General features: G+C 67.3%; 22 protein-coding genes and 1 pseudogene. 15 read left to right on the top strand and 8 right to left on the bottom strand.

Annotated elements, in window-relative coordinates; translation table 11 throughout:
• The first annotated feature begins 56 nt into the window (after nucleotides 1–56).
• From Rhe02_RS31105 to Rhe02_RS31125, 5 genes are read left to right on the top strand one after another with little or no spacing between them, the layout of a single operon-like run.
• Nucleotides 57–794 (top strand): response regulator transcription factor, encoded by a 738-nt coding sequence (locus Rhe02_RS31105; protein WP_203911982.1) that lies wholly within the window; start codon nucleotides 57–59, stop codon nucleotides 792–794.
• Entirely contained in the window at nucleotides 772–2,250 is a 1,479-nt protein-coding gene (locus Rhe02_RS31110; protein ID WP_203911983.1) for a sensor histidine kinase, read from the top strand. The genes Rhe02_RS31105 and Rhe02_RS31110 overlap by 23 nt, the downstream gene beginning before the upstream one ends.
• A gap of 34 nt (nucleotides 2,251–2,284) precedes the next feature.
• Nucleotides 2,285–3,226 (top strand): phosphodiester glycosidase family protein, encoded by a 942-nt coding sequence (locus tag Rhe02_RS31115; RefSeq protein WP_239124162.1) that lies wholly within the window; start codon nucleotides 2,285–2,287, stop codon nucleotides 3,224–3,226.
• Nucleotides 3,227–3,234: 8 nt separating this feature from the next.
• Nucleotides 3,235–4,308: a bifunctional glycosyltransferase family 2/GtrA family protein gene (locus tag Rhe02_RS31120; RefSeq protein WP_203911984.1), complete on the top strand. Its 1,074-nt coding sequence runs from the start codon at nucleotides 3,235–3,237 to the stop codon at nucleotides 4,306–4,308.
• Nucleotides 4,305–4,586: a hypothetical protein gene (locus Rhe02_RS31125; protein WP_203911985.1), complete on the top strand. Its 282-nt coding sequence runs from the start codon at nucleotides 4,305–4,307 to the stop codon at nucleotides 4,584–4,586. The genes Rhe02_RS31120 and Rhe02_RS31125 overlap by 4 nt, the downstream gene beginning before the upstream one ends.
• Before the next feature lie 15 nt (nucleotides 4,587–4,601).
• On the opposite strand, the gene Rhe02_RS31130 is transcribed toward Rhe02_RS31125, so the two are convergent.
• The gene (locus Rhe02_RS31130) at nucleotides 4,602–5,060 is read right to left on the bottom strand and encodes a pyridoxamine 5'-phosphate oxidase family protein (protein ID WP_203911986.1); all 459 of its coding nucleotides are present in this window, start codon (nucleotides 5,058–5,060) and stop codon (nucleotides 4,602–4,604) included.
• Nucleotides 5,061–5,129: 69 nt separating this feature from the next.
• Between Rhe02_RS31130 and Rhe02_RS31135 the strand changes: the two genes are divergently transcribed.
• The 6 genes from Rhe02_RS31135 to Rhe02_RS31160 are packed head-to-tail and all read left to right on the top strand — an operon-like array spanning nucleotide 5,130 to nucleotide 9,570.
• A complete protein-coding gene (locus Rhe02_RS31135) occupies nucleotides 5,130–5,639 on the top strand; it encodes a DUF4262 domain-containing protein (protein ID WP_203911987.1) in 510 nt (169 codons plus the stop codon).
• Between the two features lie 56 nt (nucleotides 5,640–5,695).
• Nucleotides 5,696–6,622 (top strand): site-2 protease family protein, encoded by a 927-nt coding sequence (locus Rhe02_RS31140; protein WP_203911988.1) that lies wholly within the window; start codon nucleotides 5,696–5,698, stop codon nucleotides 6,620–6,622.
• A gap of 49 nt (nucleotides 6,623–6,671) precedes the next feature.
• Nucleotides 6,672–7,001, top strand: coding sequence for a hypothetical protein (locus Rhe02_RS31145; RefSeq protein WP_203911989.1), 330 nt, complete (start codon nucleotides 6,672–6,674; stop codon nucleotides 6,999–7,001).
• Nucleotides 7,002–7,013: 12 nt separating this feature from the next.
• On the top strand, nucleotides 7,014–8,282 hold the full coding sequence (locus tag Rhe02_RS31150) for a DUF6973 domain-containing protein (protein WP_203911990.1): 1,269 nt from the start codon (nucleotides 7,014–7,016) through the stop codon (nucleotides 8,280–8,282).
• Complete coding sequence (locus Rhe02_RS31155; protein WP_203911991.1) at nucleotides 8,279–8,701, top strand: hypothetical protein; 423 nt, start codon at nucleotides 8,279–8,281, stop codon at nucleotides 8,699–8,701. Before Rhe02_RS31150 ends, Rhe02_RS31155 begins: the two co-directional genes overlap by 4 nt.
• A 14-nt stretch (nucleotides 8,702–8,715) precedes the next feature.
• Nucleotides 8,716–9,570, top strand: a complete 855-nt coding sequence (locus Rhe02_RS31160) for a bifunctional 5,10-methylenetetrahydrofolate dehydrogenase/5,10-methenyltetrahydrofolate cyclohydrolase (RefSeq protein ID WP_203911992.1) — start codon at nucleotides 8,716–8,718, stop codon at nucleotides 9,568–9,570.
• A gap of 46 nt (nucleotides 9,571–9,616) precedes the next feature.
• Here Rhe02_RS31160 and Rhe02_RS31165 read toward each other — a convergent pair whose 3' ends face one another.
• The gene (locus Rhe02_RS31165; RefSeq protein ID WP_203911993.1) at nucleotides 9,617–9,865 is read right to left on the bottom strand and encodes a hypothetical protein; all 249 of its coding nucleotides are present in this window, start codon (nucleotides 9,863–9,865) and stop codon (nucleotides 9,617–9,619) included.
• A 127-nt stretch (nucleotides 9,866–9,992) separates the two neighbouring features.
• On the opposite strand from Rhe02_RS31165, the gene Rhe02_RS31170 reads away from it, so the two are divergent.
• Entirely contained in the window at nucleotides 9,993–10,544 is a 552-nt protein-coding gene (locus Rhe02_RS31170) for a DUF6817 domain-containing protein (protein WP_203911994.1), read from the top strand.
• On the top strand, nucleotides 10,532–11,320 hold the full coding sequence (locus tag Rhe02_RS31175) for an MOSC domain-containing protein (protein ID WP_239124163.1): 789 nt from the start codon (nucleotides 10,532–10,534) through the stop codon (nucleotides 11,318–11,320). Before Rhe02_RS31170 ends, Rhe02_RS31175 begins: the two co-directional genes overlap by 13 nt.
• Here Rhe02_RS31175 and Rhe02_RS31180 read toward each other — a convergent pair.
• The 4 genes and pseudogenes from Rhe02_RS31180 to mca form a co-directional block, all read right to left on the bottom strand.
• Nucleotides 11,317–12,738, bottom strand: a complete 1,422-nt coding sequence (locus tag Rhe02_RS31180) for an SMP-30/gluconolactonase/LRE family protein (RefSeq protein ID WP_203911995.1) — start codon at nucleotides 12,736–12,738, stop codon at nucleotides 11,317–11,319. The genes Rhe02_RS31175 and Rhe02_RS31180 overlap by 4 nt on opposite strands.
• A 47-nt stretch (nucleotides 12,739–12,785) precedes the next feature.
• Nucleotides 12,786–15,311, bottom strand: coding sequence for a putative bifunctional diguanylate cyclase/phosphodiesterase (locus tag Rhe02_RS31185; RefSeq protein WP_239124164.1), 2,526 nt, complete (start codon nucleotides 15,309–15,311; stop codon nucleotides 12,786–12,788).
• A gap of 130 nt (nucleotides 15,312–15,441) precedes the next feature.
• Nucleotides 15,442–15,624 (bottom strand): annotated as a pseudogene (locus tag Rhe02_RS31190) (hypothetical protein); the annotation flags it as partial.
• 6 nt (nucleotides 15,625–15,630) lie between these two features.
• Nucleotides 15,631–16,518 carry a mycothiol conjugate amidase Mca gene (gene mca, locus Rhe02_RS31195; protein ID WP_203911997.1) on the bottom strand — a complete coding sequence of 296 codons (888 nt, stop codon included), beginning with the start codon at nucleotides 16,516–16,518 and terminating at the stop codon, nucleotides 15,631–15,633.
• A 113-nt stretch (nucleotides 16,519–16,631) separates the two neighbouring features.
• On the opposite strand from mca, the gene Rhe02_RS31200 reads away from it, so the two are divergent.
• Both Rhe02_RS31200 and greA read left to right on the top strand, forming a co-directional pair.
• A complete protein-coding gene (locus tag Rhe02_RS31200) occupies nucleotides 16,632–17,063 on the top strand; it encodes a DUF4307 domain-containing protein (RefSeq protein ID WP_203911998.1) in 432 nt (143 codons plus the stop codon).
• An 83-nt stretch (nucleotides 17,064–17,146) separates the two neighbouring features.
• A complete protein-coding gene (greA, locus tag Rhe02_RS31205) occupies nucleotides 17,147–17,638 on the top strand; it encodes a transcription elongation factor GreA (RefSeq protein WP_239124165.1) in 492 nt (163 codons plus the stop codon).
• A 4-nt stretch (nucleotides 17,639–17,642) separates the two neighbouring features.
• Here greA and ilvA read toward each other — a convergent pair whose 3' ends face one another.
• On the bottom strand, nucleotides 17,643–18,863 hold the full coding sequence (gene ilvA / locus Rhe02_RS31210) for a threonine ammonia-lyase (protein WP_203911999.1): 1,221 nt from the start codon (nucleotides 18,861–18,863) through the stop codon (nucleotides 17,643–17,645).
• A gap of 63 nt (nucleotides 18,864–18,926) precedes the next feature.
• Entirely contained in the window at nucleotides 18,927–20,303 is a 1,377-nt protein-coding gene (locus Rhe02_RS31215) for an amidase (protein ID WP_203912000.1), read from the bottom strand.
• Nucleotides 20,304–20,466: the final 163 nt, after the last annotated feature.

Raw genomic sequence — 20,466 nt, forward strand, 5'->3', positions numbered from 1 at the left:
GGTGGTACACAGAAATGGAAAAGCTGGCTCACAGCGTGGTTGCCGATGATCGGACTATGACAGTGGTGAACGCGGATGCTCGCTCGCAGCTTCGCCGGCCCGATGGCAGCCCGATGCGGGTGCTCGTGGTCGACGACGAGCCGACGCTGGCGGAGCTGCTCGCGATGGCGCTGCGCTACGAGGGCTGGGAGGTGCGCAGCGCCGCCGACGGCCTGAGCGCCGTGCGCACAGCGCGTGAGTTCCGGCCCGACGCCGTGGTCCTCGACATGATGCTGCCCGATATCGATGGCCTTGAGGTGTTGCGGCGCCTGCGCGGCGAGACGCCCGACGTGCCGGTGCTTTTCCTGACCGCCAAGGATTCCGTGGAGGACAGGGTGACCGGGCTCACCGCGGGTGGGGATGACTACGTGACGAAGCCGTTCAGCTTGGAGGAGGTGGTGGCGCGGCTGCGCGGGCTGATGCGCCGCGCCAGCCGCACCGAGCTGCGCGCCGAGTCGTCGCTGACCGTGGGCGACCTCACCCTTGATGAGGACAGCCATGAGGTTCGCCGCGGCGGCGACCTCATCGAGCTGACCGCGACCGAATTCGAGCTGCTTCGCTATCTGATGCGCAACCCGCGCCGGGTGCTGTCCAAGAGCCAGATCCTGGACAGGGTGTGGAATTACGACTTCGGTGGCCAGGCCAACGTTGTCGAGCTCTACATCTCTTACCTTCGCAAGAAAATCGACGCCGGTCGCCAGCCGATGATCCATACGTTGCGCGGAGCGGGGTATGTCCTCAAGCCCGCCGACTGACCTCCCGCGCGGTCCCGCGCGCTGGTCCTTGCGCACCAAGCTGGTCGCGGCGATGGTCACGTTGTTGGCCGTCGCCTTCCTCGTGGTGGGGGTCACCACCGTCGTCACCCTCAACAACGCCCTCTACGACCGGATCGACAGTCAGCTCAGGTCGGCCGCCGGGCGGGTGCCCACCAACGACGACCAGCAAACCAACTGCGCCATGCCGCGTCACAACGAATTCCCGCTGGGTCAAGCTATCGGCACCGTCAGCGTGCGCGTCTGCGACGGGCGGATCACCAATGCCGACATCCTGGTCGAAAAAGGCCAACAGGAACCAGACCTAACCCCTTTCACTTCAACATTTTTGGGGGTACCAGGCGGAGCCGCCCCCCGCACCTACGATCTCGGCGAGCTGGGTCCATATCGGATGGTCGGGCATACCAAGCCCGACGGCGCTGTCCTCATCACCGGTCTGCCGCTGGCGGAGACGCAACAGACCCTCTACCTTCTGGTCGCGGTGATAGCCGGCGTCACCGTGCTCGCCCTGATCTCGGTGGGCTTCGCGGGCGCCTTCATCGTGCGGCGCACCCTGGCCCCGCTGTCGCGGATAGCGTCCACCGCCACCCGCGTCTCGCAACTGCGCCTCGATCGCGGTGAAGTCGAGCTGGCGCAACGGGTAGCCGATCCGGACACCGACCCGCGTACCGAGGTGGGCCAGGTGGGCGCGGCGCTCAACCGCATGCTGGACCACGTGGGCAGCGCGCTCGAGTCGCGTCATGCCAGCGAAATGCAGGTGCGGCAGTTCGTGGCCGACGCGAGTCACGAGCTGCGCACGCCGCTGGCGGCGATCCGTGGCTACGCGGAGCTGAGCCGCCGCAGCCGCGAGCCGGTGCCACCGGAGCTGGCACACATGCTGCGCCGGGTCGAGTCCGAGGCGCAGCGCATGACGGCGCTCGTCGAGGATCTGCTGTTGCTGGCGCGCATCGATGCCGGCCGGAAACTCGCGCACGGGCCGGTCGACCTCTCCATGCTCGTGGTCGATGCGGTCAGCGATGCCCATGCCGCCGGCCCGAAACACCTGTGGCAGCTGGATCTGCCCGAGGAGCCGGTCATCGTCACCGGCGACAAGACCCGGCTGCATCAGGTGATCGCCAACCTGCTCGCGAATGCGAGAACCCATACCCCGGAAGGCACTTCGGTCACCGTTGGCGTCACCACGCAAGGCGAGCGGGCCACCCTCACCGTCACCGACACCGGCCCCGGCATTCCGGCCGAGCTGCTGCCCACCATCTTCGAGCGCTTCGCGCGTGGCGACAGCTCGCGCTCACGCCAGGACGGAAGCACCGGCCTGGGTCTGGCGATCGTGCAAGCGGTCGTCACCGCCCAGGGCGGCACCATCGCCGTGGACAGCGCGCCGGGCCGCACCGAGTTCACGGTTCGGTTGCCCCTGAACAAGAACATGGCTCAGTCATAGGCCACGCACAGGAGTGCTGGCTTAACTGCTTTTTGTGAGCAGACAAAAGCAACCATCGATCAGCCGCCGAAAGCTACTCGCGGGCGGGATTGGCGCCTTGGCCACCCTCGGCGGGGCCGCCGGGTGGGCCCTCGACCGTTATGTGATCGACCACGTCGAGGTCGCGAATGCTTCGAACCTGGTCGCGCCCAAGGCCTCGGTGGCCCAGGCCGACACCTCGGGCACCGCCACGGCCACCACCTACACGAGCCAGACCGCCGACTTGCGGCTGACGCGAGCCGAAACCGGTTCGGGCAACAGCAAAGTGACCTACTTCGTGGCCGACGTCAAGGTGAGCGACGCGACGATTCTGCGCTCGGCCTTCGCCAACGACGAGTTCGGCGAGAACATCATCGCCAACACCTCCGATATCGCGGCCGGGGCTGGTGCGGTTTTCGCCATCAATGGCGACTACTACGGGTTCCGGGACACCGGCATCGTCATCCGCAACGGGGTGGCTTTCCGCGACTCCGGGGCGCGCCAGGGATTGGCCTTCTACGCCGACGGCTCGGCCAAGCTCTACGACGAGACCACCACCAGCGCGGCCGCGCTGGTGGACGCGGGTGTCTGGAACACGCTGTCGTTCGGCCCGGGACTGGTCGAAAACGGCGCTGTCATCGGCGGAATCGACTCCGTCGAGATCGACACCAACTTCGGCAACCACTCGGTGCAGGGCAACCAGCCGCGGACGGCGGTCGGGCTGGTGGACAACAATCACCTCCTCTTCATCGTGGTGGACGGCCGCAGCAACGGTTACAGCCGTGGCGTTTCCATGACCGAGCTGGCCCAGCTGTTCGTCGACCGAGGGGCTCGGGTCGCCTACAACCTCGATGGCGGTGGCTCGTCGACGATGGTCTTCAACGGCTCGCTGGTCAACAATCCCCTGGGCCGCGGGCAGGAACGGGGCACCAGCGACATTCTCTATCTCGCGGGCTGAGGCTGGCGATGATAGTTCTTATTCCGGCCTACGAGCCGGACCGAAGGCTCGTCGAGCTGGTGGGCCGGCTGAAGCACTATCGGGTGGTGGTCGTCGACGACGGCAGCGGCCCGGCCTATGCGGCCCTGTTCGCGCGGGCGCTTCGGCTCGGCGCAGAGCTGATCACGCTGGACCGCAATCAGGGCAAGGGAAACGCGCTGAAGGCGGGCTTCGCCCATGCCCTGGCCAACCATCCCGGGCACGACGTGGTCTGCGCTGACAGCGACGGCCAGCACCGCCCCGAGGACATCGACGCGGTCGCCGATCGGCTCGCCACGACCGGCGCCGACATCGTGCTCGGCGCGCGCCGGTTCACCGGCGAGGTGCCCGCGCGCAGCCGATTCGGCAACACCCTGACCCGCAGGGCCTTCGCCCTCGCCACCGGCCGGCCGCTGATCGACACCCAGACCGGGTTGCGTGGTCACCCCGCCCGCACCCTCGCCTGGCTCGGCTCCATCGCGGGCGACCGGTTCGAGTACGAGCTGCGCGTGCTATTGCGGGCCGCGCGGGAGGCCCGGCGCATCGAAGAGGTGGAGATCGCCACGATCTACCTGGAGCACAATGCCTCCTCCCACTTCCGCCCGATCCGCGACTCGGCTCGCATCTACGGCCCGCTGCTCAGCTTCGCCGCCTCGTCGCTGATCGGCTTCACCATCGACGCCATCGTTCTGCTCGTCCTGGCGGGCCTCACCGGCAACCTGGCCCTTTCCGCCGTGGGAGCACGCCTCATCAGCGCCTCGGCCAACTACGCCATGAACTACGCGTGGATTTTCCCCGTCGGCGCGCCGCGCACCCACCGGCGGAGCGGGCCGATGCGGTCGGCTTGGCGCTATGCGGTGCTGGCTGCCGTGATGCTGGGCGCGAATATTGTGTTGCTGCAATCGCTTTCGGCGCTCACCGGATCGGTGGTGGTGGCCAAGCTCGGCACCGAGTTGCTGCTTTTCTCCGCCGGCTACCTCGTCCAGCGCCATCTGGTTTTTGCCGACCGGCTACCCGGAAAGGGTTGCGTTTCAGCAGGTCATGAGCAAGACTCTCCGGCGTGACCAGCTGGACACCACCCCTGCAGCTCGATGCCCGCTCCGACAGGTGCCACCTGACCCTGGAGGGGGTCACCTACGGAAACGGCGAAACCCTTCAGGAAGCCGGAAACGATCTCTTGGTACGCCTGCACGACCTCGCGCTCGGGTTGCGTCGCGGTGACCATCGCGCCGCGGTCGGCCCGTGGCGCGCCGACCCCCGGGTCTACGGCTTCCTGTGGGAGCTGGGCGAGATAGCCGCCCGCGGCGGCGATCTGCGCGAACGGGTGTTCGGCGGGGAGTGAACCCGTCAGTCCTAATTAGACAGCCCACTGCCCCGCGAGCATGATGTTCCGCTCAGCCAGCTCGTTGACCTCACGCCAGGCTTGGATCGACACCGGCGTGACCCGGAAATAGAGATAGCGCGCCCGCAACGTGCGCGGGTCGAAGCCGGTCTTGGCCGCGAAGGCGTCGCCCAGCTCAAGCGAGATCTCGCTGGAGGCCAACACCTGCACCGCACCCTCAATCAGCACCACGTCGCGGGTCAGGCCCACGCCTATGCGGGCCTGGCCGGTGGCCTCGAGGTTGCGCGCGGTCGGGTTGCTGGCCGCGGTGGAGAAGTAAAGGCTGCCGCCTTCCCACAGGAACGACAGCGGCACCAGGTAGGGCAGGCCGGTGGCCGGATCGGCCGTGGCCACCCAGGCGTCAACCTCGTTCTCCAGGCGGGCAAGGGTGTCTGTCTTGCGCTGCTGAGCGCTTCTGGCAGGAGCAGGCGTCACCGGCCAAGTCTGGCACAGTGACACGCGTCGAGAGAATTTGTGTCGCACCCGGCCCCTATCCTCGGCCACATGAAAATCGGGGAAATAGCTTGGCTTGACCAGCATCAAGCTCACGTGACAGCGATGGTCCGCCAACATGGCTGGTTCATCCAATACGTCTCCGGCCGCATGTGCGACCGGCCCGGCTGCGACTGCGGCGACGCCGAGGAGGACGAGCTCGCTTTCGCCTACACGATCGGCCTTTTCGGGCTCAATCATCCGGAGCTGCTGATCCTGGGGGTCCCGCCGCAGACGGCCAGCGGTGTTCTCAACGATCTGGGGCGGCGGGTGAAGGCGGGCCAGGCCCTGCTGCCCGGCAGCATCATCACGTTCCAGCAGTGGCCCCACCGCATCGTGCCCGAGCAGGTCCCCAATCCAGCGGAGATCGTGCTCGGCGCCAATGGCTACTACCGCATGGCCCCGGGCACCTCGGTGCCGGTCCTGCAACTGAGCTACGACGATGAGCAAGGCCGCTTCCCCTGGCAGGAGGGCTATTCTGCGCCGGGCCTGCAGCCCCGGCCGGGTGAATTCCGGGCTTGACGCGCCTTGTGACGAGCGGGGTGGCCCCATACTCGGCGTGGGGCTAGCCTCTTCGCATGAGCGACGATCCGTTGGACAGGTTGGCCGCGGAGGAAGACTGGCGTCAGCGAGCCAAATCGGTCGAGGCCGAGGTCGCGAAGTCGCAGCGCAAGGCCCGGTTAAGCCGCCAGTTCAGCCGCGGGCCGCGGCTGCGTTCGGTCGGCCCCGCTCCGGTCAGGCGACGCGGCCGGATCTCCTGGCTTTTCCTCGCGCTGATCGCCGTGTTCCTCGTCACCGGCACGGCCCTGTGGGCCGGTGCCGGGCCGGTAAAGTTCACGGTCTTCCTCTTCGTGCTCTCCGGCTGGCTGATCACCCTGTGCCTGCATGAGTTCTCGCACGCGCTCACGGCCCACCGCGGTGGCGACGACACCATCGTGGCCAAGGGCTATCTGCGGCTGGATCCGCGGTCCTATGGGCATCCGCTGCTGACAGTGGTTCTCCCGCTGATATTCCTCATCCTCGGTGGCCTGCCGCTCCCGGGCGGGGCGGTGCAGATCGAGACCCACCGGCTGCGCAACAGGTTGCGCGACGCTCTGGTGTCGGCGGCCGGTCCCGCCGTGAACATTGCGGCGGCGATAGTTCTGCTGGCCATCGTGGGGATCTTCGGCCCATGGGCGATCTTCAGTCTCGCCGAGCCGCAGGCCGCCTTCTGGTCCGCGCTGACCTTCCTTGCCTATCTTCAGGTGGCGACCGCCATCCTCAACCTGATTCCGATCCCCGGCCTGGACGGATACGGAATCATCGAGCCCTACCTTCCCAGCTCGACCCGGTACACCGGAAATAAGATCAAGCCCTTCGGGGTGCTCGGGCTCTTCGTCCTGCTGATGATTCCCCCGGTGGGACAGGCTTTTGGCGAGTTCTGCGGGCTCTTTGTCGACCTGGCGGGCGCGCCGATCAACGGCGACTTCTACGGCGCAATCCTGTTCCGTTTCTGGAAGCTCTAGGCGATATCATTGGTCCTCGATCCACTGCAGACAGACCGGGGGAGATCTCATGGGTGGTGACGGCACCGACGTCAAACCACAATCGCTTGACGGCAGCGCGAATATCCTGCTGGAGCTGTCGGCGTTGTTGCAGGCCGGGCGTCCCGAGCTGGCGCTGACCGGCAAGACCGCGGCGCCGGCGGCGCACGAAGAGGTGGCCGGCAAGACCAAGGATTTCGCACAGTTCGCGCACGATCAATACGAAGATGTGGTGGCCCTGCTCGCGGCCCTGTCGATGAAGCTGAAGTCGGCCTCGAGTGCCTACACCGGCATGGATCAGGCGACCAAACAGAAGCTCGACGACTTCCTGGCCAACTCGACCTATAAAGCCGCCGGCTGAGCGGGCGCTGCGATGACTTTTCGCGACGAGGTGAAGTTCATCGAGCAGATGCGGCCCGAGATGGTCGATGTCGCAGCCGAGGACTGCAAACGCGTGGTAAGGCTTGTCGACTCGGCATTGCCCACATTGGACGAGGTCAAGCAGAAGACCGAGTGGAGCGGTGAGGGCAAGGAGCTGCTGGACAGGCGGCTGCGCGAAGCCGACACGCTGCTGGAGGCCCTGCGCTACGGCTACGACAAGGCGGGCCGGGCGCTCGACGACTACGTCACCGCGCAGACCGAGGCGAAGAGGCTTGTCGGCGAGGGCGTGCGGGTGGAGAACGCGCTCGGCGAGCTGATCAAGCACATCGAGGATCCTGACGGCCAGCCCATGAAAAAGTGGGAGGACCTGCGTGGCACGCAGAACCCTTTCGACTGGATAGGCGAGTGGGGCGAGGGCGACGACATCGACAAGGTTCGCGGTGAGGCCGACCGGTTGTTCAACGAGGCCAGCGACTATTACGGCCGCGCCAAGAAGACCGAGGGCGACTCGCGCGGTCTGGTGGTCGCGGCGCTCGATTCGGCGCGCAAGAATCTGCCCGACTTCCTCGCCAACAGCGGCAACGCGCAGGACATCATCTATGGCACGCCGGGATTGCAGGACGAGATCTACCAGGCGGCCAAGGACCCCAACGCGCGCCGCCCAGGGGCCGCGATCCTTGGCGAATATCAGGTGGAGGACGACCCCAACACCAAGATGTTCCCGGATGCGCCGCTGAGCTGGTTCACCGATCAGAAGGAGCTGCGCGAGTCCGAGGCGAGAATCCTGCAAGAGCTGCAGGACCAATACGGCGCGCTCGGCCTGAAGAAGTTCGAGGACATCAAGAACGAGGCCTTCGCCGAGGCCGACCGGCGGTTCCCCAGCGATGACCAGAACGACGACCAGAACGACGCGTTCCGGCACGCCTACTGGAATGCGCGGCTGACCCAGGAATTCGGCGAGGACTGGGCCAAACGCTTCACCACCGCGCACGAGTCGATCCCCGGCAACCCGGCCGCCCGCGAGGCGATGGACCTGCACAACAACGAGGTCGGCCGCTCGGTCGCCACGGCCAACTCGGGCGCCTCGGCCGAGGAACTCGCCAACAAGATCCAGGAGGCGGTCAGCCGAGGCCGCACGGTGGTGATCGGCAGCGACGGGCAGCTCGACTACAGCGACCAGGTCCGGCCGGAAGACACCGGACAGCCCTCGGACACGACCTTGCCCGGCCATCCGCAGCCGGGGAGGAATACCGGATCATGATGCGCAGACGAAGCCTGCTGGCGGCGGCACTGTTCGCGACCGCCGCCATGACCGCCAGCTGCACAGACTCGACCGAAGGAAAGCCATTGTCGCCCGTTTCGGACAAGGACCTCGACGCCAAGATCGCCGACCTGCGCGCCAGCGGCAAGTCGGCCCCGCTGGCGACGCTGACCAGCTTCGGATGGCAGGAGGTGTTCTGCTACTACGAGGGCACCTCGGCCAACGAGATCAATGCGGAGGTTGGGCCCAATGTTTTTGAACCTGGGACCTACCCGATGGTTTCGGGGGCTATCGCGGTTTTCACCAAGGATGGCAAGGTCGTCAAGGCCCTGGTGATCCCCGAGCTGAACTTCAAGAAGGGCAAGCAGCCCGCGGGTGTGATAGTGGAAAAGGGCTTCGAGTTGGTGGCCCCGGCATAGGGCATGATGGGGCGATGCGTTTGCTGCCAGGCCAACCCGTTGCCGACCAAATCTTCGCCGACGTCACCCAGCGAGTAGATGCCCTGCGCCACAAGGGTTTTGTGCCCGGTCTGGCCACCATCCTGGTGGGCGATGACGGGGCGAGCGCGGGCTACATCCGCCTCAAGCAAAGCCGTGCGGAGCAGCTCGGCTTCACCTCACCCCACCTGCACCTGCCCGCCACCGCCAGCCAGCGTGAGCTGCACGAGGCGATCGCTGAATTCAACGCCGATCCCGCGGTGCACGCCATGCTCGTCCAGTACCCGATTCCGGCCGGGCTCGACTACGACGAAGCGCTGCTGACGGTGGATCCGGCCAAGGACGTCGACGGCATGCACCCGGTAAACCTGGGCCGCCTCGCGCTGGGCCTGCCCGGGCCCAGGCCCTGCACCCCGGCGGGAATCGAAGCGCTGCTTGCCTTTTACGACATCCCGGTGGCCGGCCGTGAAGTGGTCATCCTCGGCCGTGGCGCGACCATTGGCCGGCCGCTGGCCATGATGCTGGCGCAGAAGCGCCCGACCGCCAACGCCGCGGTGACCGTGGTGCACACCGGGGTCGCGGATTGGCCGCGCTACACCAGCCGCGCCGACATTCTCGTTGCCGCGGCCGGAGTCCCCGGCATCATTCAACCCGAGCACGTCAAGCCGGGCGCGGTCGTCATCGGGGCGGGCGTTCGTTACGAAGGCAAGCGGCTACTGCCTGATGTGGACGAGTCCTGCGAAGCGGTCGCCGGAGCGATCACGCCGCGCGTAGGCGGAGTCGGCCCGCTCACCGTGGCGATGCTGTTTCACAACGCGATCGCCGCCGCTGAACGGGCAACACTCGGCTAGGGACAAAAGCCGGCCGGGCCCCGCATGGCGCCCGGCCGGTAGGTAATCAGTCTTCGGTTTCCAAGCGAGCCGGCATTTCGCCCAGCAGGGTGAACTCGAACTCGCCACGCGGTGCGCCTGCGTCCTCGGTGGAGGAAACATCGTAGGACTCGAGCTGGAAGCCCAGACCAAGCGTGTCTGCGGCCCGGATGTGCTCCACGGCCTCTTCGATGCTCGACAGATAGCTCTTGTAAATGACGGTGTGCCCGGACTCGGTAACGTCGAGGGTCACTTCTGGGGTAGAAAGGTCGGTCACAGCACCCGATGGTATGGAGAACTGGCGTCATCGCGTGTCGGCGCGCCGAAGACGGTGCATGACTTTTTCGTCACGACTTTTTCACACGGCCTTGCCCCGACCGGCGAAAGCTGGCTTGACTGGGCATATGTCGGTTGAGCGGGCGGAGGAATTTCTTCGCGAACGGGGCGCGGGAATGCTCGAACATCCTGGTGGCACGCTATACGAGCACCTGGTAAGGGTGTCGGCGACGCTGGCCCGGTGGCAGGCCGACCCGGCGATCCAGGCCGCCGGGCTGTGTCACGCCTGCTACGGCACGGACGGCTTCGATGTCTCGTTGATGCGCTTGGACGAACGGCCCGTGCTCGGCGCTCTGATCGGGCAACCCGCAGAGGAACTGGTCTACCTGTACGGCAGCTGCGATCGCGCCGCCGTCTACCCGCAGTTCCGCTCGGACGGTCCGGTCATCTTCCGTGACCGGTTCACCGGCGAGACGCATTGTCCGTCCGAAAAGGACTGTCGTGCCTTCATGGAGCTGACCGCCGCCAACGAGCTGGACGTGCTCGCTCGCGACTCCGCGCTGGCCGCCAAGCACAGCGCGGGCCTGTTCCGGCTGTTCAAGCAGGCGCGCGGCTACCTGTCCGACGCCGCGTGGCAGGCTTGCGAGGAGCAGCTCGGGAGTGCGCCGTGGGAAAGGTGAGCGCGCTGTTCCGGTACCCGGTGAAATCCATGCTGGGAGAAAGACTCGCCGAGTCCCCGGTGACCCGGCGCGGTCTCGCGGGCGACCGCGCCTTCGCGCTGATCGACCGCGACACCGGCAAGGTGGTCAGCGCCAAGAATCCAAGGCTGTGGCGCGATCTGCTGACGATGTCGGCCACCATGGCGCATCGGGTGGCCATCATCGAAACCGCCGAAGGCACCGTGCGCAGCAGCGACGAAAACGTGGACGAGGTGCTGTCGAAACTGATCGGCCGCGCGGTGCACCTGACCGATGTTCCGCCACCGGATGGCAGCTTCGACCGGGCCCGCCCAGACGAGGTGCTGCAAGCCGGGATCGATGCCGTGGTGGGCGTGGACGTCGGTCACGTCAAGCAGGGCACCTTCTTCGACTTCGCCGACCTGCACCTGATCACGACGGCCACCTTGCGCCGGACCGGAGCGGAGGTCAGGCGCTTCCGGCCGAACATCGTCGTCGATGTCCCGGGCGAGGGCTTCGTGGAAAACGATTGGACCGGCCGCGATTGGCGCATCGGCGCCGAGCTCGTCATCCGCGTCGTGGTACCCACTCCGCGCTGCGCCGTGCCGACGCTCGCCCACGGTGGGCTGCCGCGCGATCCGGGCGTGCTTCGCTTCCTCACCAAGCACAATCGCATCGTCCCGCTCGAATCCCTTGGCCCGCAACCATGTGCCGGGATCTACGCGCAGGTGGTCCAGCCAGGCCCGGTCGCGGAGGGCGACCTGATGCGCCCGGCCTAAGCGGTGTCGCAGATCCTCACCAGGCCGGTCAGCGTCGCCGCGTAGGCGCAGCCGTTCGGGCCCAGGGCGATGGCCGAATAGTGGTTGTTCCATGGCATGCCGGTGCCGGTGAGCACGCGGAACGCCGTCTTGCCGGTGTGCATGTCGATCGCGGTCAGGGTCCAGGCGGCGACGACGCCGTAGGGCGGCTTGCCGTACAGGTAAAGCAGACCGGTGGCCTGCGACGCCTTCGGCACCGAACTCGGCGCGACCTCCTGACTGGTCCACACCGTCTCGCAGCGCTCGCCCTGCACGTCCACCCGCGCCACACCGGGCGCGCTGTGGCTGCCGAACATGGTGGAAGCCGGGCCGGTGTAGCCGTAATTGTTCTCCACGAAGAGCGAATTACCAACGGCGACAAGCGAATTGTCGGTCGCACTGGCGCCCGGGGCGAAGACCGGGGCGCCGCAGATGGGCCGCCCGGTGATCCGATCGTAGACAAGAACGTTCATCCGCGGCTCGGCGTTGTCGGTGATGGCGACCCTGTCCGGGCCGATGAGCGTGGGCGTGGTTCCCGAGCCGTGCGAAAGCTGCCCTGGTTTGCGCCTGGAGCCCCGATCGTAGGCCTGCCGCCAGGTGATCCTGGGCGCGCCCGCAGCGTCGGCCTCGAGCCTGTACAGCGCGTGGTCGGTCACCACGAAGACGCCGCCGGTCTCATCGACGGCGAACGAGTTGGCTATGGCCTCGCCGGGCAGGCTGATCGCCGCGCCCGGCGCACCGGAAGGGTCGATCGCGCCGACCATCCCGCCGGAGGTCTCAAACCAGATCCGCCCCGACCAGTCGGGCAGCAAAGCTATCAGACAATCATTTTGTGGTACCAGATAAGCCAAGTCATAAACATGAAGCAGTGACATGTCCGAAGTGGACACCTCGATGACGTGGATCTGCCGATTGGTGGTGGCGACCACGGCCCGCCCGGCCTCGTCGAGATAGAAGTAGGCGCCGCCACACAGGTCCTCCAGCGGGCTCACCCCGGCCCGCAGCACCCGCCCGGGCAGCTCCTGGCTCGCCAGCACGCGCAGCGAGCCGGGATCGATGAGCTTGAGGCGCGGCCCGGTGATCCCGCCGCACAGCCCGACAAGCCGCCCAGCCCGGTCGAAGGCGAGCGTTGCGCACTCGGAAACGCCGTAGGTCGCCGAATTCACCCGGGGCCGGTGGCCCAGTGGCCCAGGGCCGCGGTAGGAGTCGGTGGCGTAGGCATCGTTGTGCATGCTGTTGCTGCCGTCCGGCGCGAGGTGAGGGTGCTGCGGCACGGAGAAGGAGCCGAACGGCTTCGCGGTGGCGGGCGCGCCGGCGAACCCGGGCACGAACAACGCCCCCAACCCCGGCGAAATCGGCATCAGGCCAACGTCGGCCGCGGTGAGCAAGAAGGCGCTCACCGCAAGAATTGCCAGAGCCAGGACCGCGCGGCGCATACGTGGGGGCGTCAGCCGGTTTGTTCGTCGCGCTCGTCGCGCACGATGCGGACGGGCCGCACCTCCGACCGCAGCCGCTCGATCTCGGCGATGATCTCGTTCTCGCCGACATCCTTGCCGAAGTGGAACCCTTGACCCGCATGGCAACCCAGCTCCACGAGAGCGGCCCGCTGCTGGGCCGTCTCCACGCCCTCGGCCACCACCCGGATGTCGAGCCGCCGAGCCAGATCGACCAGCGCCCGCACGATCGCACCGGTCTGTTTCGACTCGCCCATCTTCGCCACGAACGTGCGGTCGATCTTCATCTCGTCGACCGCTATCCGGGTGAGGAAGGTCAGCGAGGAGTAGCCGGTGCCGAAGTCGTCGACGGAGAACTTCACCCCGAGCCCACGCAGCTCGGCCAGCACCTGGTCGGTGATGCGCAGCGGGCTCAGCACCACCGTCTCGGTGATCTCCAGGATCAGATGCTCGGCCGGAACCTTGTGCCGGCGCAACAACTCCGCAAGATCGGTGGGCAGGTGCGGGTCGAGCAGGCTGCGCGGGGACAGGTTCACCGAGATGGGGAGCTCGTAACCGGCCCGCGAAAGCTCCGCGGTCACGGCCAGTGCCCGGTCGAGCACGTAGCGCGTGAACTGTCCTAACAGGTCACTGGCTTCCACGGCGCGCACAAAGTGCACCGGCGTCAGCAGCCCGCGCCGCGGGTGGTGCCACCGGATCAGTGCCTCCACCCCGATCGGGGTGCCGGTCGGCAGGTCGACGGTCGGCTGCAGCACCAGCGTGAGCTGGTCGTCGGCGGCGAGCGCGCCCTGCAGCTCGGCCGCCAGCGCCAGCCGGTCGGTGCTCGTGTCGTCGCGTCCGGCCTGATAGGCCATCGTCCGCACACCGGCCTCCTTGGCCTGGTACAGGGCGATGTCCGCGCGGCGCAACAGCTCGATGAGCCCGACCGGGCCGGCCGTGGCCACCACCACGCCCGCCGACACCTCGGCCGACAGCGTCACTCCGGCCACCTCAATCGGTGAAGCCAGCGCCGCGGTCAGCTGCCGGGCGCGGCGTAGCGCGACCGCGGTCGCCGCCTCCAGACTCTCCTGGCCGTCACCGGGCAGATCGGTGATCAGCAGCGCGAACTCGTCGCCGCCGAGCCTCGCGATCAGCTCGCCTTCATCGATGTCATTGGCTATCCGGGTGGCCGTGCGCTGCAACAGCTCGTCTCCGGCCAGGTGACCAAGGGTGTCGTTGACCGCCTTGAAGTTGTCCAGATCGAGCAGCAGCAATGCGACAGGCTGCGCCGGACTGCACGAGCGCAGCAGAGTGTGACCGCGTTCCAACAGCGCGTCGCGATTGAGCAGCCGGGTCAGCGGGTCGTGGGAGGACTCGAAAGTGGTGCGCTCGTGGAGGTCCCGCAGCGCGCTGTGGGTGGCCGCGTCGTGCAGAGCGGCCGCCAGGCCATCGCCGAACGCGGCCAGCCGATGCTGGTCACTGGCACTCCACACGCCCGGCCGCAGCGGCAACATGGTCAGCAGCCCGACCGGTGCGCCCGCCACCTCCAGCGGCCTGGTCACCTGATACGCCTCGGTCACCCCGTCTTCATTCGCCGCGATGAACGCGATGTTCTCCACAGTGGAGGACCCGAGCCCCAGCCAGTACCTGGTCTGCGAACCGAAGACGGCAAGGTCGACCGAGCGCACGGCGAACAGGGTGCGGGCCGCAAGCACGCCCTCCCTGGCCACGGCGACCTCGTCGAGCCGGTGCAGCGACCGGCTCGCCACCGCGAAGGCGCGCCACGTGCGGCGCTCCTCGTCCTCGCGCAACCGGTGGGCGTAGAGCTGGTACATCAGCCACAGCAGCGGTGGCAGCATGAACACGAAGATCTTCTCGTTGCTGTCCTGCCACAGCAGCGCGGCGAGCAGGCCGAGCGCCAGATTACCGACGATCATCACCGGGGTGCCGCTGATCGCGCTCCAGATGACGCCGAAGAAACGCTGGCCGTCGCGCACCCACAGGTACAGGCCGAGCAGCGTCACCGTGCTGATCAGATAGACGATCGCGCTGACCGCCAGGGTGATCGCGGCCGGCGCGGTCAACGGCGTCATCTGCAGGCCCACGCCGAGGACCAGGCCTGCCGCCGCACCGGCGGACAGGGTCAGCGACGCGGTGGCGCGCAGGCACTCCACCGGGCTCATGCCGTTGCCGAAGAAGCTGCGGATCGAGCTGCCCACCAGGATGCCGAGCCCCACCGCGGCCGGCATCCAAGCTGCGGGAATCAGCGTGAACGCCACGATGATCGTGGCTTCGCCCCAGGCGACATGGATGACACTGGTGCCCACCCGCATCTGCATCGCGAGCAGGTGGGCCAGCACGGTCAGGCCGACGACGGCAAGGAAGAAGCTGGGCGGGCGCAGACTGTCCTCAAGCAACAGTGGCAGGCCGACAGCCAGGGCAGCGGCGGCGATCGCCATCAGGGCGATCAGGCGCAGGGCAGCGCGCGGCACCCCGGTTATCCCGGATGCCAGCGCGACGCGCCCCAGCCACTTGCCCAATCCAAGGCCCCTTTTGCCGCAGTGGTCACGCCTCCTCGCGGAAGCGGATCTTGCGCACGGCGTTACCGACCAACTGGCGGGAAACGCTACACACTCACCCTGCCGACGTAACAGCCCCTATTTACGGTTCCCCGTCTGCTTCGTCTTTCGTCTCGAACTTTTCCGGCAGCCGCTTGAGCCTCTTGTTCATGTTGCGAATCAAGAAGATCGTCGCTGCTGCGAGCAGCAGTATGAGTAACAGCGCCATCGGTCCTGCGAGGCCATCGCTAGATCGCGTGTCGCCGAAATTGTTATCCGCAAGAATCTCGAACATTATCGATCAGCCCTTGACGTCGGCAAGCGGGCGTACGCCAGCGAAAAGATCGTCTTCGGGCGCGGTGGTGTCTAGCAGCGACCTCACCAGCTCGTAATCTTCCGTTGGCCATTTCTTCTGCTGCACGCTAAGCGGCACCCGGAACCACCACCCGTCGGGGTCAATCTGGGTCGCATGGGCGCGAAGCGCATCATCTCGCAGCTCGAAGAACTCGCCACAGGGCACTCGCGTGGTGATGCGGGCGGATTTGTCCTGGCGGTCGCCCCAGTTTTCCAGCCACTCCCCATAGGGCGACTCCTGCCCCATCGCGAGCAGCTCCTCGTGCAGCGCGATCACCCGCTCCTTGGTGAAACCCATGTGGTAGTAGAGCTTCAGCGGCTGCCACGGCTGCCCGGCGTCGGGGTAGCGGTCGGGGTCACCCGCGGCATCGAAGGCCTCGATGCTCACGCGGTGGGTCTGAATGTGATCGGGGTGCGGGTAGCCACCCTCTTCGTCATAGGTGATGATCACGTGTGGCTTGAACTCGCGGATGAGCTTGACCAGGGGCTCGCTCACCACTTCCAGCGGAAGCGCGGCGAAACAGCCCTCGGGCAGACCGCTGATGTCGGCCGGGTCGTAGTTTTCCACCCAGCCCGAGTCGACGAAGCCGAGCCAGGCCTGGTCGACGCCGAGGATCTCGCGGGCCTTGGCCATCTCGGCCTTCCGGATCTCCGCGATGTTCTCCTTGACCTCGGGGGAATCCATCTTGGGGTTGAGCACGTCGCCACGCTCACCACCCGTGCAGGTCGCGACCAGAACCTGGACGCCCTCCCGCACGTATCGAGCCATGGTCGCGGCACCCTTGGACGACTCGTCATCCGGATGCGCGTGTACCGCCATGAGCCGCAACTGCATAAACCCACTCCCGTTTTCGAAGCCACCGCCGCTGAAGATGCTGGATCCAGCGTGCCAAACTGAGAACATTCACTCCCAGTCTTGCCCACACCTATGACAGAGGACGCCACAGGGTGCCTGAGACTCACACCACAACACCCGTCCAGCCGATCATCTTCCCGCCCGGAAGGTACGGACGCCGTCGGGAACACCGCAGCACGTCGCGGTGGACGGTCGCTATCGCGGCCATCGCCGCGGGCGCGGTTGCTGCGGTAATGGGCTACAGCCTTTTTCTCGCCTACGGCGAGGGCGAATACCGCGCTTCTGTCACAAGCTTCACAGATGTCACAGACAATCAGGTGGTGGTCACTTTTCTGGTCCGGTTGCCCGAGGGCGGCGCCGCGAGGTGCGTGGTGCGCGCCCGCGATGCCTCCGGCGCGGAGACCGGCCGGGAGGAGATTCTGGTCAAGGCCGGCCCGGATCCCGGCCAGACGGAGGCCACCCACCGCCTGCCCACCCGCAGCCGTCCGGTGACCGGCGAGGTTGAGGGATGTCACCCGGCCTGATCCGCTGGTAAATTAGTACCTTCGTCCCCAGCTCTCCTTGCGGCTTTCGCGATGAGGGCCGGCATTAACAGCAGGAGATTTCCGTGTCGACGACCGACGATGCCACCTGGCTCTCCCAGGAAGCGTATGACCGCCTTCAGGCTGAACTCGCCGAGCGGGTCGCGCAGCGTCCGGCCATTGCCGCCGAGATCAATGCCCGGCGCGAGGAAGGCGACCTCAAGGAGAACGGCGGCTATCACGCCGCCCGCGAGGAGCAGGGCAAGGCCGAAGCGCGCATCCGGTACCTGCAGGAGCTGCTGCGGGTGGCCCAGGTCGGCGAGGCGCCCAGCGGCGACAAGGTGTCCGTGGGCACCGTGGTGACGATCCACTTCGACGACGACACCGACGACACCGAGACCTTCCTGCTCGGCTCCCGCGAGATCGCCGCGACCACCGACCTGAAGGTCTACTCGCCCGAGTCCGCGCTCGGCCAGGCCATCATGGGCACGCGCAAGGGCCAGACCGTCACCTACACCGCGCCCAGCGGCACGGAGATCAAGGTGACGATCCTCTCCTTCGAGGCGTTCACGAGCTGATCGCTCAGTCGTGGTCGGTGATCACCGCGTACCCGGCCGCGCGCAGGGCGCTGATCAGACGATCCGAGTGCTCGGCCCCGCGGGTCTCCACCGACAGCACCACCTCCACCTCGCCCAGGCGCAGGCGGGGGTCGTTGCGCTGATGGATCACGTCGTCCACGTTGGCTCGCTGATCGCCGATGAGCGAGAGCAGCGCCGCCAGCTGGCCGGGGCGATCAGCACAGCGCACGGTGAGCTTGAGGTAGCGACCGGCCGCGGAAAGGCCGTGCTGGATGACCCGCATGAGCAGCATGGGATCGATGTTGCCGCCGGACAGCACGGCCACCACCGGCTGATTGACCTGCGCCGCGCCCGCGAGCAGGGCCGCCACGCCGACGCTGCCGGCCGGCTCGACCACCAGCTTGCCCCGCTCAAGCAGCATCAACAGCGCTCGCGAGATCTCCTCGTCGGTGACCGTCACCACCTGATCGACCAGCTTGCTTATATGGGCGAAGGTGATATCACCCGGCCGGCCGACCGCAATTCCGTCAGCGATCGTCGAGATGCTGCTTATTCGCACCGGGGCGCCGGCCCGCAGCGAGGGCGGCACCGCCGCGGCTCCGACCGCCTGGACCCCGACAATGTGGATCTCGGGCCGGATGGCCTTGGCCGCGACCGCCATCCCTGAGATCAGACCGCCGCCACCGATTCCGGTGATGATGGTGCCCACCTCGGGCAGCTGCTCGAGGATTTCCAGCGCGACGGTGCCCTGACCCGCGATGACGTCGGGATGATCGAAGGGATGGATGAAGACCGCGCCCGTCCGGTCGGCGAACTCCTGCGCGGCGACCAGCGCCTCATCCACAGTGGTGCCCACCAGCTCGATGCTCGCGCCATAGCCCTTCGTCGCGGCCACCTTCGGCAGCGGAGCACCGATCGGCATGAAGACGGTGGCCTTGGTGTGGCACAGCCCGGCCGCCAGAGCGACGCCCTGGGCGTGGTTGCCGGCGCTTGCCGCCACCACCCCGCGACGGCGTTCCTCTTCGCTCAGCCGCGAAATGCGCACGTAGGCGCCACGCACCTTGTAAGACCCGGCACGCTGCATGTTTTCGCACTTGAGGTAGGCAGCTCCACCGAGCTTGGCCGACAAAGGCCGACACGGCTCAAGGGGCGTCGTTCGCACGACCCCCTTGAGAAGCTCACGGGCTGCTTGGACGTCGGCGACACTGACGAGATCCGGAGTCACCCCCCGATCGTGCCACCCCCGGCTCGCTTATGCCTCGCGGCAGCAAGCCACATCACTCCCGCATCACATCCCCTGCGGGTAGCCGGGGGCGTAGCGGCGCCAGGGGGCGGCCAGCTCCATCTGCCCGGCGACGGCGAGCAGCTGCAGCTCGGTGCCGGGCGGGCCGACCAATTGGACCGCGGCGGGCAGGCCGTCGTGGCGCACTCCGACCGGGACCGTAAGCGCGGGGAAACCCGTGATGTTCCAAGGTGCCGGATAGGGCGCATAGCGGATGTTGGCCATCAGGTTGGACATCCATCCACGCCGATGCCAATCCTTGGCCGCCAGCGGCGCCCGCGCCAGCACCGGCGTGACGAGCACATCGAAGCCGCCATCGGTGAAGAAGCCGAGGCTGAGGTCGCGGAAGACTTGGCGATCCTTCTCCTGGACGTAACCGCGCCGCCATACCCACTCGCCCAGCTTCACGTGCCGTCTTGTGCGCGCCTGCAGCTGGGAACGATCAAGCTTGGCCTCCTCAGCCACCCGGTAGGCCGCGGCGAACCAGGTGGCCATTCCTTTAAGACCAAGGCTTGTCGGGTACCGAGGATCAGCCGCCACGGTGTCATGCCCGCAATCGGTCAGCAGTTTCGCCGCGGTGTGCAAGGCGGTGCGGTTGCCCTCGTCGGGGCGCACCCCGTCCACCGGTGAGCGCAGCGACACCGCGACGCGCAGCCTCCCGGGCTGGGTCAGCGGCTGGGGGGTGCGTCCCCCGAGCACGGCGAAGCCCAGCGCCGCGTCGGCCACGGTGGTCGCCAGGATCCCGTGCTCGACCAGGCCGAACCACTGCCCTGCCTCGCTGAAACCGACCGGCAGCACGCCCCGGCCCGGCTTGAGCCCGATCAGCCCGCAGCACGCGGCCGGGATGCGCACCGATCCAAGTCCGTCATTGGCATGGGCGATGGGGACGAGGCCGGCCGAGACGGCGGCGGCGGAGCCGCCGGAGGATCCGCCCGCGGTGTGCTCGAGCGACCACGGGTTGCGGGTTACCGAGCTTTGATCGTCGGTGCTGCCCCACAGGCCCAGCTCGGGCATGCGGCTGGTACCCAGGACGACCGCCCCGGCCCCGCGCAGCCGCCGGACCAGCTCGTGATCCTCCTCGGCGACCCCTTCCGACGCCGCCTCCGAGCCGTTCCAGGTGGGTATCCCGGCGACCGCGGTGTTCTCCTTGATCACGATGGGAACTCCGGCCAGCGGCAGGTTGCCCAGATCGGGCTGGTCGTCCACCTTCTCCGCCTCGGCCAGCGCTTCGGCTGCCCGTACCGAGCGGAATGCGGACACCTGGCTGTCGGTGCGCCTCAGGTGGTCGAGGTGATCGGCGACGACCTCGGTCGCTGACGTGTCGCCCCGGCGCACGGCTCGCGCGATCTGCTTTGCCGTAGCTCCGACCCAGCTTTCGGCCATCGCGAACCCTCCGTCATGTGTCGCTCCAGTATGGATGCCCCGCCGGATCGTGCAACGCTGGCCTATTTGGACAGTTCCCGTCCGGGCGGCGGTAGCGCATTGGTGATCCTCCAGGGGAATGCCTCCCACGCGGCACAGCCTCATTTCTGGCGTTTCCCGGCAT

Origin of the sequence: Rhizocola hellebori, assembly GCF_016862955.1 — a bacterium.
Classification (GTDB): domain Bacteria; phylum Actinomycetota; class Actinomycetes; order Mycobacteriales; family Micromonosporaceae; genus Rhizocola; species Rhizocola hellebori.

What these genes read in the sequence shown, in the direction of transcription:
- Rhe02_RS31140 (WP_203911988.1), top strand. Translation starts at nt 5,696, where the DNA reads ATGAGCGACGATCCGTTGGACAGGTTGGCCGCGGAGGAAGACTGGCGT.
- Rhe02_RS31215 (WP_203912000.1), bottom strand. Translation starts at nt 20,303, where the DNA reads ATGGCCGAAAGCTGGGTCGGAGCTACGGCAAAGCAGATCGCGCGAGCC.
- Rhe02_RS31150 (WP_203911990.1), top strand. Translation starts at nt 7,014, where the DNA reads ATGACTTTTCGCGACGAGGTGAAGTTCATCGAGCAGATGCGGCCCGAG.
- Rhe02_RS31120 (WP_203911984.1), top strand. Translation starts at nt 3,235, where the DNA reads ATGATAGTTCTTATTCCGGCCTACGAGCCGGACCGAAGGCTCGTCGAG.
- Rhe02_RS31105 (WP_203911982.1), top strand. Translation starts at nt 57, where the DNA reads ATGACAGTGGTGAACGCGGATGCTCGCTCGCAGCTTCGCCGGCCCGAT.
- Rhe02_RS31135 (WP_203911987.1), top strand. Translation starts at nt 5,130, where the DNA reads ATGAAAATCGGGGAAATAGCTTGGCTTGACCAGCATCAAGCTCACGTG.
- Rhe02_RS31155 (WP_203911991.1), top strand. Translation starts at nt 8,279, where the DNA reads ATGATGCGCAGACGAAGCCTGCTGGCGGCGGCACTGTTCGCGACCGCC.
- Rhe02_RS31110 (WP_203911983.1), top strand. Translation starts at nt 772, where the DNA reads ATGTCCTCAAGCCCGCCGACTGACCTCCCGCGCGGTCCCGCGCGCTGG.
- mca (WP_203911997.1), bottom strand. Translation starts at nt 16,518, where the DNA reads ATGCAGTTGCGGCTCATGGCGGTACACGCGCATCCGGATGACGAGTCG.
- Rhe02_RS31170 (WP_203911994.1), top strand. Translation starts at nt 9,993, where the DNA reads ATGTCGGTTGAGCGGGCGGAGGAATTTCTTCGCGAACGGGGCGCGGGA.
- Rhe02_RS31145 (WP_203911989.1), top strand. Translation starts at nt 6,672, where the DNA reads ATGGGTGGTGACGGCACCGACGTCAAACCACAATCGCTTGACGGCAGC.
- Rhe02_RS31160 (WP_203911992.1), top strand. Translation starts at nt 8,716, where the DNA reads ATGCGTTTGCTGCCAGGCCAACCCGTTGCCGACCAAATCTTCGCCGAC.